This is a genomic window from Rhizobacter sp. P5_A1 (assembly GCF_056400745.1).
In genome coordinates this window covers 108,407-123,997 of record NZ_JBFUKR010000014.1, presented here as the reverse complement: position 1 = coordinate 123,997, position 15,591 = coordinate 108,407, and the positions used below count along the sequence as shown (strand labels likewise).

Sequence of the window (15,591 nt, the reverse complement as noted above, 5' to 3'; positions counted from 1 at the left end):
CACTACCGCCTTCATCGGCGGCGCGATCGCGCTCGGTCACCCGATCGCCTGCGACGGCCGGCCGCAGTTCGCTGCGACCCCGCGAGCCGGCTCTTCCTGATCCCGCCACCATCCGTCCCGACCTCGCCGCTTCGCCTCGTACAAAGCTGAATCCGCGCGACGCAGCAAGGCCGCGCCATCGGTTTCTTCGGGATGACTCATGGCCACCCCGATGGAGGTCGTCACCTGCACGGCCCGTCCGGCGAGGACGACGGGCTCGCGCACCGCCGCCACCAGCTTGTCGGCCAGCGCCTGCGCGTCCGCCACATCGTGCAATTCTTCGAGGATGACCGTGAACTCGTCGCCGGCCAGGCGCGCCACCGTGTCGGACTTGCGGACCGCCGCCACCAGCCGCTGCGCGAAAACCTTCAGCAGTTGATCGCCGGCCTCGTGGCCCAGCGTGTCGTTGATGCGCTTGAAGTGGTCGATGTCGAGAAACAGCAACGCCATCGGTTGACCGCGGCGTGCCGCGCGCAGCAGGCCTTGCTGCAGCCGGTCCAGGAACAGCCCTCGATTGGGCAGCCCGGTCAGGCTGTCCAACTCGGCCAAATCGCGCAAGCGCTGTTCGGTGGCCTTGCGCTGGCTGATGTCGGCATCGGTGCCCGCCAGCCGCAGCGCCCGGCCTCGGGCATCGCGCTCGACCACGTGCCCGCGACTGCGCAACCAAAACCAGCCCCCCGATGCCGTGCGCACGCGGTACTCGGCGTGGTACAGCGGCGTCGTTCCCTTCACGGCATCCTTCAGCCGCGCCAGCAAGGTTTCGATGTCGTCGGGATGCACGAAGGCCTGCAGCTCGGCCGGGGCGCAGGTCGTCTCGATGGCGGGCCCGCCGCGGAGGACCGAGGCCTGGGCGCTGTGGTAGATGCGGTTGGCGCGGATGTCCCAGTCGAACAGCGCCTGCCCCGAGCCTTCGAGCGCCAGACTCAGGCGCTCCTCGCTGCGCGCCTGGCGCAGTTCCGCGTCGCGGCGCTCCGAGATGTCGTGGATCATCACGTACAGGCCCTGCACCGCGCCGTCGTCATCGTGTTGAGGCACCGCCGTGACTTGCACATAGCGTTCGCCCCGGAGCGTGGGCATCGTGCGTTCGTAGACGACCTTGGTGCCGCGCAGCGCCGCCTCGACGTGTTCACGTACGCCCGATGCGTAGACTTCCTCGCCGTACAGGTCGCGCAGTGACGTTCCGATCAGTGCCGCCGGGTCCACCCCCAGCCAGTCGCGATACGCCTGGTTGGCGAAGCGGAAGCGCTGCTCGGGATCGAGGTACGAGATCAGCAGCGGCAGGTTGTCGGTCACCTGCCGCAGCCGCTGTTCGCTGCGCTGCAATGACGCGGTCCGCTCTTCCAGCTCTTCGGCCATGCGGTTGAGCGTGGCCGCCAGCTGGCCGGTTTCGCCCGACGCCCTGACGCGCGTACGGTGGGTCAGGTCGCCGGCAGCCAGCGTCGCGGCGTCAGCGCCGAGCCGACGCAGCGGGCGGGAGATCTGTTCGGCGACCCAGGCGGCGAGCCCGAGGCCGATCAAGAGCAGCGCGGCGCCGATCGAGAGGCCTTGAACCAGGCGCGCGCGCAGCGGTGCCAGCGCCGCCTCGGTCGGCATGCCCACGTAGACAAGCCACGACAGGGCCTTGGTGCCGGCGAAGCCGAAGATGCGGTCCGTGCGGTCGATGCTGGTGATCTCGGCGACACCGGATCCCTGTTGGAGCCGGCTCTCGAACCCGCCCGGAACCGGCACGGCCTTGCCGATCCAGCGCGCGGGATCGATCGAGCGCGCCAGAATGATGCCGTCGCTGTTGATGACGGTGATGACCGTGTCCTTCGGTAGCTCGCCCCTGGGATCGAGGAGCGCTTGCACCTGATTGAGCCGCGTCGAAGCGGCGACCACGCCGGCGACCTGATCGTGGTCGAAGAGCGGGAACGCCAGCACGGCGATCGACTCGCCGTTGCTGCGCGACGTGATCGGGCCCTCGGCCACGAGGTCCCGCGCTTGAAGTGCCGCCTGAAAATACGCGCGATCCGCGATGTTGAACGGCGCCGCTCTCATCCGAGGGTCGAGCGAGCCGATGTTCTCGCCCGCGCGCGTCCACACCGTGACGTTGTTGATGTGTTTCGGCAGCTGAGGCCTGATGCTGCGCAGTATCGCGTCGTTGCGCTCGGTGGATTCGGCATCCGCAGAGAGCACGTGGCTCAACGTCCCGAGCAACTGTCGCACGTCGCTGACGTGGTCGTCCAGCCGCGCTGCGGTCAGTTGAGCGGCAGCGCGCAATTGCTGGCCGGCCCGCTCGCGCTCGATGGCTGACTCGTGGGCGGCGTTCAGCGCCAGGTACGCCAGGAAAGGGAGCCCGAGGGCCAGCACCAGCAGCCACAAGCGCGAGCGGATGCCGAGGCGCCGAGTGCGCGGCCGCTGCAATTGCAAGGCGTCGAGGATCTTCACGGCACGAGGTTCGGCGACTTCGAAGTTCGTGACCTCGAACAACAAGGGACGACAGCGACTGGCCGCATGGCACACCTGACCGATTGGCCGCCCTCGGGGCTTCCATCAATCGGGCTCGCTCTCGTCGTCACTTGGGCTTCCTTCGGGTCAGATGCTACGCGTCAGCCCGGGGAGGTGAACGTTGAGATAGCGGCGAGAAACGCCGCTACTTCAAGCACGAATTCCGCACGATCGAAACCGCGGGCAATTGGGGCCTACCTGTAAACGTTGACACTAGCGGTACGGCCGCCACCGGCGCATAGTCGCGCTCAATGCTTGCCCATGCCGCATTGAGCGATGGCCGAGCCATCGGGTTGCGTGCCGCACAGACCGTGATGGACGGCTGCAGCGGGCAGGCCGGGGCGTGGGTGGCGTGGCCGAGGGGTTGGAGCCGGAGACGGCAACGGGATCCGGCAGGGCCTGGCGGCGCGAGAGGTGATCGCGCCGAGGGAAGGCTCGCGTAGTCGATGCGGCTTGGCGTGACTCCGGGCCGCATCATCACATTGAAGGAAGAGACCAGGTGCCGCGACAACCGGGACTCGAGAGGTTTCCGTTCCGCCTGCCGGGCTGGTCCCTGCGTACCAGGCTGGCAACGCTCCTGGTGCTTGCCTCGCTGGTGCCGCTGGTCATCAGCGCCTTCGTCGACATTCGACAGACACAGACCCAACTGCTCGACGGCATGAAGCAACTGCTGCAGGCGCGTGCCGACCAACTGGTGCGCGAGCTGGACAGCTTCCATCGCGCTCACCAGCGCACGGTGGATCGGCTCGCACGCTTTCCCGACACCACAGCGTTCTGCGCTGGCGATGCGAACCAGCAGGCCGCGATGCGCGGCGCCATGTCCGGCCTGCTGGCCACCTTTCCCACGAGCGACCCGGCCATCGGCGGCGCTGCCTTGCTGGACCGTACCGGCAAAGTGCTGATCGCGACCAACCCGGCGGTCATGGGCGCTGACCTGACGTTCCGGCCGCATGTGCGCGCCGCCCTGCAGGGCAACGCGGTCGTCTCCGACATCTACCTCACGGTGGCGGAGGCCGGCGAACAGCCGTCGATCACCTACCTGATGCCGGTGCGCGGCGCCGACCAGCAGGTCGCCTGCGTGGCGCTGCTGCTGGTGCGGGCCAAGGTCTTCTGGGACATCGTGAAGACCTCCAACGGGCTGGCCGGTCCCGACAGCTTCGCGGTGCTGTTCGACCCGTTGGGCATCCGCATTGCGCATACCTACAGCGACGAGATCGTGTTTCATCCCGGAGGCGCGCTGGACGCAGCGACGATCGACAAGTTGGTGGCCGAGAAGCGCTTCGGGACGCGCACGCGCACGCTGCTCGACGACGTGCGCCCGTTCCCCGACCAGTTCGACCGCTCGCGTGCGAGCTCGCCCGACCTGTCGGTCTTCAGGGGCTTTGCCCCGGTCAACCAAACCTGGAACTATGGCGTCGCGCGCCGCTTCCAGACGGTGCCCTGGACCGTCTTCTACACGGCACCCGCGGCCAACATCGAGGCGCAGATCCAGCGGATGACCCTGCAGAAGACAGCGTTGGCCGGCGGCATCATCGTGCTGGCTCTGGGCGTGGGCCTCGTCGTCGCGGCCGGCATCGTGCGGCCGGTTCGCGCGCTCACTGCTGCCGCGGCTTCGATCGGTGCTGGCGACCTGGGCGCCCGCGTCGGCGACAGCCGCAGCGATGAGCTGGGGCAGCTCGGCGACAGCTTCAACGCGATGGCTGAGCGGATCCAGCAGCAGTCGAACGAGCTGGAGCAGCGCGTGCTGGAACGGACAGCGGAGCTCACCCGCACTACTGAAAACTTGCAGGTCGAGGTCGTCGAGCGACGCCGTGCCGAAGTCGCCATCCGCGAGAGCCAGCAACTGCTGCAGGCGATCATCGACAACACGCCGGCGGTGATCTACGTCAAGGACGCGCAAGGCCGCTACCTGCTGGTGAACCGGCGCTATACCGAGCTGTTCCACCTGCGCGATGAGGCCATCATCGGCAAGTCCGATCGCGAACTCTTCCCTGCGGAGACGGCCGACGCCGTCGGCGCCATGGACCGGCGCGTGCTCGAGGCGCAGGCACCGGTCATCGAAGAGGAGGTCATGCCACTCGACGACGGGCCGCACACCTATCTCTCGGTCAGGGCCCCATTGCGTGATGAGCGCGGCAGCGTGCACGGCGTTTTCGGCATCTCGACCGACATCACCGATCGCAAGCAAGCCGAAGTGCGGCTGCAGGCCCAGCTCGAGCGGCTGAACCTGCTGGACCAGATCACCAGCGCGATCGGCGAGCGACAGGACCTGCAGAGCATTTACCAAGTGGCCGTGCGCAGTCTCGAAGAACGATTGCCGGTCGACTTCAGCTGCGTGTGCCGCTACGACGCGCTCGACAAGGTGCTGACGGTCATCCGCGTGGGCGTGCACAGCGAGGCCCTGGCCATGGAGCTGGCGATGAGCGAGCGCTCGGCCGTGCCCATCGACGAGAACGGCCTGTCGCGTTGCGTGCAAGGTCACCTGGTGTATGAGGCGGACATCGCCGAGCTGGCTTTCCCCTTCCCGAAACGCCTGGCCCGTGGCGGGCTGCGCTCGCTCGTCATGGCGCCGCTGCAATCGGAGAGCCGCGTGTTCGGCGTCCTCGTCGCCGCGCGCCTGCAGGCGGACGCGTTCAGCAGCGGCGAGTGCGAGTTCATTCGCCAACTGAGCGCGCATGTCGCGCTGGCCGCGCAGCAGGCCGAACTGCACGGCTCGCTGCAGCGCGCGTACGACGAACTGCGCCAAACGCAGCAGGCTGTGATGCAGCAGGAGCGGCTGCGCGCGCTCGGGCAGATGGCCAGCGGCATCGCACACGACATCAACAATGCCATTTCGCCGATCTCGCTGTACACCGAGAGCCTGCTGGAGCGCGAGCCCGGCCTGAGCGCTACGGCCCGCAGCAGCCTGCAGACCATCGCCCGCGCGATCGATGATGTGGCCGCCACGGTGGCGCGCATGCGCGAGTTCTATCGCCAGCGCGACCCGCAGCTGTCACATGCACCCTTGTCGCTCAACCCGCTGGTGCAACAGGTCGCGGAGCTCACCCGCGCGCGCTGGAGCGACATGCCGCAGCAGCGCGGCATCGTGATCCACCTGCGCACCGATCTTGACGCCAACCTGCCGCAGGTGATGGGCGTCGAGAGCGAAATCCGCGAGGCGCTGATCAACCTGGTCTTCAACGCGGTGGACGCGATGCCCGACGGCGGCGAGCTGACGCTGCGCACGCGGGCCGTGGCGACGTCGGACCCGAGCGACGACTCGATGCACGCACAGCTCGAGGTGCTCGACACGGGTTTCGGCATGGACGAAGACACCCGCCGGCACTGCCTGGAGCCCTTCTTCACGACCAAAGGCGAGCGCGGTACGGGGTTGGGGCTGGCGATGGTGTACGGCGCCGCGCAGCGACACCGGGCCGATATCGACATCCACAGCGTGCCGGGTCACGGCACCACCATCACGCTACGGTTCCCGACGCCTGCCGGGGTCGTATCCGACGGGTCGGTTGTGCCGTCCACGGTAGACGCACCGGCGCAGCGACTGCGCGTGCTGCTCGTGGACGACGACCCGCTGCTCCTTAGGACCCTGCAGGACATGCTGGAGGCCGATGGCCACGCAGTGGTCGCGATGAATGGAGGACAAGCCGGGATCGATGCGTTCAACGCCATGCAGGCAGCGGGTGAGACCTTCTCGCTGGTGCTGACGGACCTGGGCATGCCCTATGTCGACGGCCGCAAGGTCGCCAGCGCGGTGAAACGGATCTCGCCCGGCACGCCGGTTGTCCTGCTCACCGGCTGGGGGCAGCGCCTCGTCGCGGATGGAGATACTCCGGAGTCCGTCGACGAGGTGCTCAGCAAGCCACCCAAGCTCAGTGAGCTGCGGCGGGCCCTGGCCCGCCACGGCCGGTCCCTCTCGGCGCGAACCACCACCGCCTGACCCAGCCATGCGGACACCGCCCCCGGATCCCGCCCCGCGACTCTTCATCGTCGACGACGAAGCCGTCCTGACACAGGCGCTGTGCGACACCCTGCGCTTGGAAGGCTACGCGACGGTTGGTTTCACGTCGGCGCACGCGGCGCTGGAGGCGCTCTCGGAGGGTCACTGCGATCTCCTGCTCGTCGATCTGAACATGCCGGAGATGGTGGGCATCGACATGCTGCGCGCCGCCCAACAGATCGACCCGGCGATCGTCGGCATCGTGATGACCGGCGAGGGCACCGTGACCCGGGCGGTGGAGGCGATGCAGGCCGGCGCGCTCGACTTCATCATGAAGCCGTTCAAGCTGAGCGCGATCCTGCCGGTGGTCTCGCGTGCGCTGGAAGTACGGCATTTGCGCGTCGAGAACCTGCAGCTCGAGCGGCGCGTGCGCGCGCACGCCGCGGAGCTCGAAGCATCCAACCACGAACTCGAAACCGCGAACAAGGCGTTGGCCGCTGCCAACGAGGAGCTGACTGCCTTTAACCACTCGGTCTCGCACGATCTGCGGGCGCCCCTGCGCGCGGTCGACGGCCTGTCCGAACTGCTGATGAGCAGTTTTTCGGCGCATCTGCCCGCCGAGGCGCAGCGCTTCCTGGCGACCATGAACCTGAGCGTCAAGCGCATGCAACAGCTCGTCGACGACCTGCTGCGCTTTTCGAATCTCGGCAGTCAGGCGTTGCACTTGAAGCGTGTGGACATGACCACGATTGTCCACAGCGTGCTCAACGAGCTGCGCCACGAGCAGCAGTCACGTGAGGTGGAGGTCCGCATCGGCGAGCTCCCGCGGACCGAAGGCGATCCGGCCTTGCTGCGACAGGCGTTGGCGAACCTCTTGTCCAACGCCTACAAGTTCACGCGCCATCAGGAGCACCCTGTCGTCGAGGTCGGTGCGCGGACGGAAGCCGACGGCACGCCGACCTTCTTCGTGCGCGACAACGGCGCCGGTTTCGACATGGCGCGCGCGCAGCGCCTTTTTGGGGTGTTTCAGCGACTGCATCGCAGCGACGAGTTCGAAGGCACCGGCGTGGGCCTGTCGATCGTGCAGCGCATTGTCGATCGCCACCACGGGCGCATTTGGGCCGAAGCGGCGGTAGGGCGGGGTGCGACGTTCTACTTCACGTTGAATTCGGACCGATCCCGAACGGCGTGACCGAAGGCATCGCCGCCGTCTTCGTCGTCGTCTACCTGGGCATGATCCACAGCTGCCCGGCACGGCGGGGTGGTGACCGTCATCGCGCTACGAGCCCGTCACGTTAAGGAGATGAGGGCAGGACCCTCGCTGCGGGGGGACAGCTTCCCGCGGTGTGTCGGGGCCCCGAACGTCGTTGGGCGAGGTGGTCATGTCACCAATCAAGCAAACCGCCATGGGCATCGGAGGTTGCGTCTTGGTTCCGGGTGCCAGCCTCTACAGACTGAAGAACGGCACGCAAACCTGGATGGTCGCCGTGACGGTTTCGCTGCTGCACGCAGAACCGGCGCTGCGCAAGCTCTCGAAAGCATCAAGCATCGCCTGCGAAGAAGCGACCGCGCTGGGCTACCGGCGGGTGCGCAGCTATGACGATGCCGTCATGCATGGCCTCGTGTAGCGGACGTTGGTCTCACGCCAGTGCGCCTTGTCGCTTCGCCTGACGACGACGCCGACGTCGCCGCTCGGCAGGCGAACGAAGCGTCGGGGCGGATAGTCCAACTACGTGAAGCATGGTGGCGCCTGTCGCACCGGAAGACCCGACGCATCCAGACAGGCATCGCTGGCAGCATCCGATCATGTCTTACCAAGACTCCGGCAATCCTCGCCCCCCGACATTGGTGTCGCGCGAACGCACGAGTTGCGCTGCAATGGGCGGGTCGGAACCCCTGGGGTTTCCGCCGCGACCCTCCCATCGAGGTGTCGTGAAGGTAGCGCGTGCACTGTGAGTCTGCCCATGCCCATACTCGCGTCGGCGTCCCGCTGGAAGAGGCTCGTCAGGTGGCTGCTCGTCGGCCTGGTCGTCGTGCTCGTCGTCGGCGCGATCCGCGGCGTGGCCGAAGAATTCCAGACCTCGCGACTGCAGGCGGAGCTGCTCGGCAAGCTGGCGAGCGAACTCCACTTCAAGGTCGAGCCGGGACGCAGCGACGCGATCCGCTTTCCCGGCGCAGGCCCGTATGACGAACGGCTCGGCTACCGGTCGATGCCCGAGTTCGTCGAACGGCTCGGGACCCAAGGCTACGTTGTCGCGGCCCAGGCGCGCATGTCGCCGCGCCTCGTCGAGTTGACCGACCAGGGCTTGTTCAGCCCCTATCGCGAGAAGAATCAGGCGGGGCTCGAGTTGCGCGACTGCCGCGACGAACCCTTGTTCGCGGCCCGCTTTCCGCAGCGGGTCTATGAGCGCTTCGAATCGGTGCCCTCGGTTCTGGTCGACGCGCTGCTGTTCATCGAGAACCGCGAACTGCTGACCTCGCAGTACCCGCATCGCAACCCGGCCATCGAGTGGAACCGCCTGGGCCGGGCGGCCGCCGACCGGGCGCGGCATCTGGTGGACGAAGCGCACCCCAGCCCCGGCGGCAGCACGCTGGCGACGCAGATGGAGAAGTACCGCCACTCGCCCGAGGGTCGCACCGAGTCTGTCCGGGAGAAGCTGCGCCAGATGGCATCAGCCTCGGTGCGCGCCTACCTCGACGGCGAGAACACCCTGCCGGCACGCCGGCGGATCGTCGTCGACTACCTCAACACGGTGCCGCTGGGGGCGCAGTCGGGCTTCGGCGAAGTCAACGGGCTCGGCGACGGCCTGTGGGCCTGGTACGGGCGCGACTTCGCCGAGGTGAACCGGCTGCTGACGACGGTCGACAGCGCGGCTGCGGTGCCCGTGTCCGCGGAGCTCATGCAGCGTCGCGCGCTGGCCTTCAGGCACGTGCTGATCGTCAAGCAGGCGCAGGCCTTCAAGCAGGCGCTGTCGCTGATGATCGCGCAACGCCGCCCCTCGCACTACCTGGGCACGGGCGCATCGAGCCTGTTCGATCTGACCAACAGCTACCTGCGCGTCATGACCGATGCCGGTGTGGTCAGTGCGGGCTTGCGCGACGCGGCGCTGCCGCTGCGCCTGGAACTGCAGGCGCAGAGCCAGCCGTCGCCGGTCTCGTTCGTCGAGCGCAAGGCCGTGACGGCAGCGCGGGCGAAGTTGTCCGGCCTGCTCGACGTGCCGCGCGCCTACGACCTCGACCGGCTCGATCTGCGCGCCGACAGCAACCTGGACGGCGAGGCCCAGCGCACCGCCACCCGGCTGCTGCGCAGCCTCAAGAATCCGGCCGCTGCCAGAGCGGCGGGCCTGTACGGCTTTCATCTGCTGAACGACGGCGACGACCCGAGCAAGCTCATCTTCAGCTTCACGCTGTTCGAACGCGGCGAACAGGCCAACCTGCTGCGCGTTCAGACCGACAGCCACGACCAGCCCTTCGACATCAACGAAGGCGCCAAGCTCGATCTGGGCTCGACCGCGAAGCTGCGCACGCTGATCACCTACCTCGAACTGGTTGCGCAGCTGCACGCGCGCTGGAGCGATTCGAGTGCCGAGGAGCTCGCGGCGCTCGTGCTGGACCGGCGCGACGCGCTCGGCCGCTGGGCGCGCGACTACCTGTCCCGGGCCGCGGACCGTGGCCTTGCGGCGATGCTCGAAGCGGCACTGGAGCGTTCGTACTCGGCGAACCCTGCCGAGGGCTTCTTCACCGGTGGCGGGCTGCACCACTTCGAGAATTTCGAGCCCAAGGACAACCATCGCGTGATGAGCGTGCGCGAGGCCTTCAGGCACTCGGTCAACCTGGTGTTCATCCGGCTGATGCGCGATGTGGTCTACCACCTCATCTCGAATGCGCCCGATGCCGACTCCGGCCTGCTGGAGAACTCGAACGATGCCCAGCGGCGCGACTACCTGGCCCGCTTTGCCGACAAGGAAGGGCGCGCGTTCAGCGCCCGCTTCTACCGCAAGTACCGTGGCAAGTCGCCGCAGGACGCCGAGGCGCTGCTGCTGCAAGGCGTGCGTGCGACGCCGGCGCGGCTGGCCAGCGTGTTCCGCAGTCTCGACCCGGGGGCCGGGCCGGATCGGCTGGCGCGGTTCCTGGCGCCACGGCTGGGCACGGGCGGCGTGTCGGAGTCGGAGCTGCGTGCGCTGTACGACAAGTACGGACCCGACCGCTTGTCGCTGGTCGATCGCGGCTTCATCGCCGGGGTGCATCCGCTCGAGCTCTGGCTGGTCGGATTTCTGCGCCACCATCCTGGCGCGACGCTGACCGAGGTGCAGGCCGCCAGCGGTGCCGAACGACAGCAGGTCTACGGCTGGCTGTTCAAGACGCGCCACAAGAGCGCCCAGGACGTGCGCATCCGCAGCCTGCTCGAGCTCGAGGCCTTCCTCGAGGTCCATCGTGCATGGCAACGGCTCGGCTATCCGTTCGAAGCGCTGACACCGTCCTACGCGACGGCGATCGGCGCGTCAGGCGACCGCCCCGCGGCGCTGGCCGAGTTGATGGGGATCATCGTCAACCGGGGACTGCGGCTGCCGGTGGCGCGGATCGCCTCGCTGGAGTTCGCGCGCGACACGCCGTACGAGACCCGGCTCGCGTACCGGGCGCCGCCGGGCGAGCGCGTGCTGCCTGCCGAGGTCGCCGACAGCGTCCGCCGTGCGCTGCTCGGCGTGGTCGAAGCAGGCACGGCGCAACGCCTGAACCGGGCGCTTGCGCGGCGCGACGGCACGCTGGTCGAGATCGGCGGCAAGACCGGCACCGGCGACCATCGCTTCGATGTGTTCGGCCGCGCCGGCCAGTTGATCTCGTCGCGGGTCGTCGATCGCTCCGCCACCTTCGTCTTCCTGATCGGCCAGCGCTACTTCGGCACCGTGATGGTCTATGTGCACGAGCCCGACGCGGTGAAGTACCGTTTCACCAGCGCGCTGCCGGCCCAGTTGCTGAAGTCGCTGGCGCCGACGCTGCAGAAGTTGCTGGACAGCCGCGCATGCGGCACGGGAAACGGGTCGGGCGGCTGAGCGGCCGTTGCAACGCGCGGCGCGGGTATCGTGCGGGTGACATCGGTCGAAGGCGTACTATCAGCGACATCATGGTCACGTCCCACTCGCGTGGGCAAGGTCGCCACGCGGAAATCAGCACCTCGCGACCCGCGGCGCCTTCGGTCTCCGAGTACGTCGAGGCGTTTCGGAGCATCTTGCCGAGTCTGAATGAATCCCATCTCGCCATGCTTCGAGCGCACTACATGGCGCCCAATCGGAGCCTCACGGCATCGGAGCTGACGGAAGTGGCCGTCGAAAGCGAGCGCGCCGTAGCGGCCCACGATGTCGAGGACGAACGCGGACTCGCCGAGGCGGTCGACGAATTCGGGGGTGAGAGCGCGCTCTCCGAAACAATCGGCGAGGATTCGGATGAGCTCGCCGCGGATGCTGCCGAGGACACGAGCCTCGACGCCCCAAATCTTCAGTACGGTTCTATCGGGCAGGCCCTGTACGAACGGTTGCCTGCATTCCTTCAGCAGCAGCGCAAGCGCAAGAGCGGTACCTTGGACTGGATCGGCGCCCTGGCCGAAGCGGAAGACCGCTCTGGGCCGAGGGAGGCATGGGTGTGGAAGATGCGACCGGAGGTTGCGTCTGCTCTCGAGGAGCTTGGCCTTACAACTTGAGTCCGAAGGAATCGACAAGCAAATCGCATTGAACACGCTCAGCTCGTCGACCGCGGCGAGACGCTGTCCGGATGTGTCCGCCGCGTCTGATTCTTGGACAGTTCAATCAGGCTGGGAACCACCGAAGTTCGCCCCCGGCTCCAGAATTTTGCGAGCAAGCCTCGCGACAGCGACATCGGCTCGGCGGACAACGACAGTCTTTCTGACAGAAGTTCATCCTGGGACGTCGGAGAAGAGGCGCCGAGTGCGCCCGCGACCCGAAAGGCCATCGACCACTCCGAGAACTCTCGCGACCGGATGGGCTCACGCACGAGATCGATGACTCCGAAGTGCAGCGAGTCAGCCTTGATGGTTTCGTAAACCCGCGCGAGCCTTGCGGCGGGGCCTTCGAGGCACTGCATGAAGTTCCCGTCCGAGTACAGAAGGACGCCGGTCACGTCCTGGTCGAGGTTGCGTTGCCGGGCTTTCTCCAGCAGGCGGCCAATATCATCCATGGCGAGGAACCGAGTCGCGGTGGAGACATACACCAGGGAATAGAGGTCGGCCATCTGAGCTGTGTTTCCGTGCTGTGACTGTTGACGATACGGTAGCCGAATACGCAGTGCTCAACGCTCGCGAACCACGGGTCGGATCGAACTCTTGCACGTTTGGACGAGCCTGAATCTGCGTCCCGTGCAGCGCCTGATATCGGCGCAGCGAGCGAATCCTTGAGATTCCGGTTCCGGACCGTCACCAAAGGCTGTTACAGGGCAGGGCAACGCGCGTGTCCGATCACACAGCGTGGCCATCGATGGCCGCAACGCAGCCGCCGGTATTCATGCATCATCGCGCACGGCCATCAAGTGCAAACGACATGGTGTATCTGACCCCTCGCTACGATCCTGCGCTGGTGCTGGCGTCCGTGCTGATCGCCAGCCTCGCGTCCTATGTGGCGCTGGATCTGGCCAAGCGCGTGCGCGCGGCGGACCGCAGCGTGGCACTGACCTGGTGGGTCGGCGGGTCGATCGCGATGGGCACCGGAATCTGGTCCATGCACTTCGTCGGCATGATCGCATTCTCGCTGCCGATCGCTCTGGGCTACACCCACCTGCTGACCTTCGTCTCATGGGCCGCCGCGGTCGCGGTGTCGGTTGTTGCATTGGGACTGGCCAGTCGCGGTTCGCTGACGCTGGCGCGCCTGGCCGGCGGCTCGCTGGCAATGGGCGCGGGCATTTGCGCGATGCACTACCTCGGCATGGCCGCGCTCGACATGTCGCCGCCCATAGACTGGGACGCTATGTTGGTGGCGGCATCGGCCGCGGTTGCGGTGATCGCCTCGGCGGCAGCGCTGATGATTTTCTTCTGGCTGCGGCGCGTGAGCCAGCGCCGCGAACTTGCGTACCAGGTGGCGGCTGCCGCGGTGATGGGCCTCGCCATCAGCGGCATGCACTACACCGGCATGGCAGCGGCCGGCTTCCCCGAAGGCTCGGTTTGCCTGAGCGCCGCGGTGCTGTCGGGCGGGAGTCTGAGCCTGCTGGTGGGCGCGGCGGCCGTGACCGTGCTCGGGCTGACGCTGTTCACGTCGATCATCAACGGGCGGATGCAGGAAGCGCGGCTCGCGGGTTCACTTCGGATCGCCAACGCCGACCTGCAGCGAACGACCGAGAACCTGCAGAACCAGATCGTCGAGCGCGAACGCACCGAGACCAAGCTGCAGGCGCAACTCGAACGCCTGACGCTGCTGGATCAGATCAGCCGCGCGATCGGCGAGCGGCAGGATCTGCAAAGCATTTACCAGGTGGCGATCCGCAGCCTCGAAGAGCGCCTGCGGGTGGACTTCGCATGCGTGTGCCGCTATGACGCCGGGGGCGACGTGCTGACCGTCATCCACGTGGGCGCGCACAGCCAGCCCCTGGCCGCGGAACTCGGGCTGGGCGAGCAATCACGCGTGGCGATCGATCAGAACGGCCTGTCGCGTGCCGTGCGCGGCGAGCTGGTGTATGAGCCCGACCTGCAGGCGATGTCGTTCGCGTTCCCACAGCGGCTCGCGCGCGGCGGCCTGCGCGCGCTGGTCGCGGCCCCCCTGCAGTCCGAGAGCCGCGTGTTCGGCATCCTGGTGGTCGCCCGCGAACTGCCCCAGTCCTTCAGCAGCGGCGACTGCGAATTCCTGCGCCAGCTCAGCACCCATGTCGCGCTCGCGGCCCAGCAGGCCGAACTGCACGGCGCCTTGCAGGAGGCCTACGACGATCTGCGCCAGACCCAGCAGGCCGTGATGCAGCAGGAGCGGCTGCGCGCGCTCGGCCAGATGGCCAGCGGTATCGCCCACGACATCAACAACGCCCTGTCGCCCGTGGCGCTGTACACCGAGAGCCTGCTCGAGCGCGAGCCCAGCCTGAGCGAACGCGGGCGCGGCTACCTGGTGACGATCGCGCGCGCCATCGACGACGTCGCCGCGACGGTCGCCCGCATGCGCGAGTTCTACCGCCAGCGCGAACCCCAGCTGCAGCCCACGCGGGTGCGCCTGAATTCGCTGGTTCAACAGGTGCTGGACTTCACGCACGCCCGCTGGAGCGACATGCCTCAACAGCGCGGCATCGTGATCGACCTCGAGACCGAGCTCGCGCCGGACCTGCCCGCCATCCTCGGCGTCGAGAGCGAAGTGCGCGAGGCGCTGATCAACCTGATCTTCAACGCCGTGGACGCCATGCCCGACGGCGGCACGCTCACCCTGCGCACGCGCTGCAGCGGCCCCGTCGCGGGCGGCCCGGAATCGGCCGCCTCCTGCGCGGTGGTCGAAGTGAGCGACACCGGCGTCGGCATGAGCGAAGACACGCGGCGCCGATGCCTGGAGCCCTTCTTCACCACCAAGGGCGAGCGCGGCACCGGCCTGGGGCTGGCGATGGTGTACGGCGTCGCGCAGCGCCACGCTGCGGAGGTCGACATCGACAGCGTCGTCGGCAGTGGCACGACGGTGCGCCTGAGTTTCCCGATCCCGGCGATCGAGCCGGCCGCAGCGGTGGCCGCGCCGCCGCAAGCTCCTGCGTCGCGGCTGCGCATCCTGACCATCGACGACGACCCGATGATGCTCAAGTCGCTGTGCGACACGCTCGAGCTCGACGGCCACGTCGTCGTCACCGCCAACGGCGGCCAGGCCGGCATCGACGCGTTCCTCGCCGCCCACCGGCCTGGCGAGGCCTTCGACGTGGTCGTCACTGACCTGGGCATGCCCCACGTCGACGGCCGCACGGTGGCCGCCGCGGTGAAGGCAAAGGCCAAGGCGACGCCGGTCATCCTGCTCACCGGCTGGGGGCAGCGGCTGGTGGCCGACGGCGAGGCCCCGGCGCACGTGGACCGGGTGCTGAGCAAGCCGCCCAAGCTGCGCGAGGTGCGCGCGGCCCTGGCCCAGCTGACACTGACTGCGCCGCCGGGTTCGTCCACGACAGAGGAGACGCCGTGA

At 67.8% G+C, this 15,591-nt stretch carries 8 protein-coding genes; 6 read left to right on the top strand and 2 right to left on the bottom strand.

Translation table 11 applies throughout. From position 1 onward, the window contains the following. Positions 1–36 precede the first annotated feature (36 nt). Positions 37–2,508 carry a diguanylate cyclase domain-containing protein gene (locus AC1DTW_RS16715; protein ID WP_477982390.1) on the bottom strand — a complete coding sequence of 824 codons (2,472 nt, stop codon included), beginning with the start codon at positions 2,506–2,508 and terminating at the stop codon, positions 37–39. A gap of 517 nt (positions 2,509–3,025) precedes the next feature. Between AC1DTW_RS16715 and AC1DTW_RS16710 the strand changes: the two genes are divergently transcribed. From AC1DTW_RS16710 to AC1DTW_RS16690, 5 genes are all read left to right on the top strand, one after another. Continuing rightward, on the top strand, positions 3,026–6,460 hold the full coding sequence (locus tag AC1DTW_RS16710; RefSeq protein WP_477982389.1) for a PAS domain-containing protein: 3,435 nt from the start codon (positions 3,026–3,028) through the stop codon (positions 6,458–6,460). Positions 6,461–6,467: 7 nt separating this feature from the next. After that, positions 6,468–7,652 (top strand): sensor histidine kinase, encoded by a 1,185-nt coding sequence (locus tag AC1DTW_RS16705; RefSeq protein WP_477982388.1) that lies wholly within the window; start codon positions 6,468–6,470, stop codon positions 7,650–7,652. A gap of 190 nt (positions 7,653–7,842) precedes the next feature. Then, on the top strand, positions 7,843–8,088 hold the full coding sequence (locus AC1DTW_RS16700) for a hypothetical protein (RefSeq protein ID WP_477982387.1): 246 nt from the start codon (positions 7,843–7,845) through the stop codon (positions 8,086–8,088). A gap of 336 nt (positions 8,089–8,424) precedes the next feature. Beyond that, a complete protein-coding gene (locus AC1DTW_RS16695; protein ID WP_477982386.1) occupies positions 8,425–11,511 on the top strand; it encodes a transglycosylase domain-containing protein in 3,087 nt (1,028 codons plus the stop codon). A 71-nt stretch (positions 11,512–11,582) separates the two neighbouring features. Further along, positions 11,583–12,155, top strand: coding sequence for a hypothetical protein (locus tag AC1DTW_RS16690; protein ID WP_477982385.1), 573 nt, complete (start codon positions 11,583–11,585; stop codon positions 12,153–12,155). Positions 12,156–12,193: 38 nt separating this feature from the next. On the opposite strand, the gene AC1DTW_RS16685 is transcribed toward AC1DTW_RS16690, so the two are convergent. Further along, the gene (locus AC1DTW_RS16685; RefSeq protein ID WP_477982384.1) at positions 12,194–12,703 is read right to left on the bottom strand and encodes a BLUF domain-containing protein; all 510 of its coding nucleotides are present in this window, start codon (positions 12,701–12,703) and stop codon (positions 12,194–12,196) included. Positions 12,704–13,008: 305 nt separating this feature from the next. Here AC1DTW_RS16685 and AC1DTW_RS16680 point away from each other — a divergent pair, with 305 nt between their 5' ends. After that, positions 13,009–15,591 (top strand): MHYT domain-containing protein, encoded by a 2,583-nt coding sequence (locus AC1DTW_RS16680; RefSeq protein ID WP_477982383.1) that lies wholly within the window; start codon positions 13,009–13,011, stop codon positions 15,589–15,591.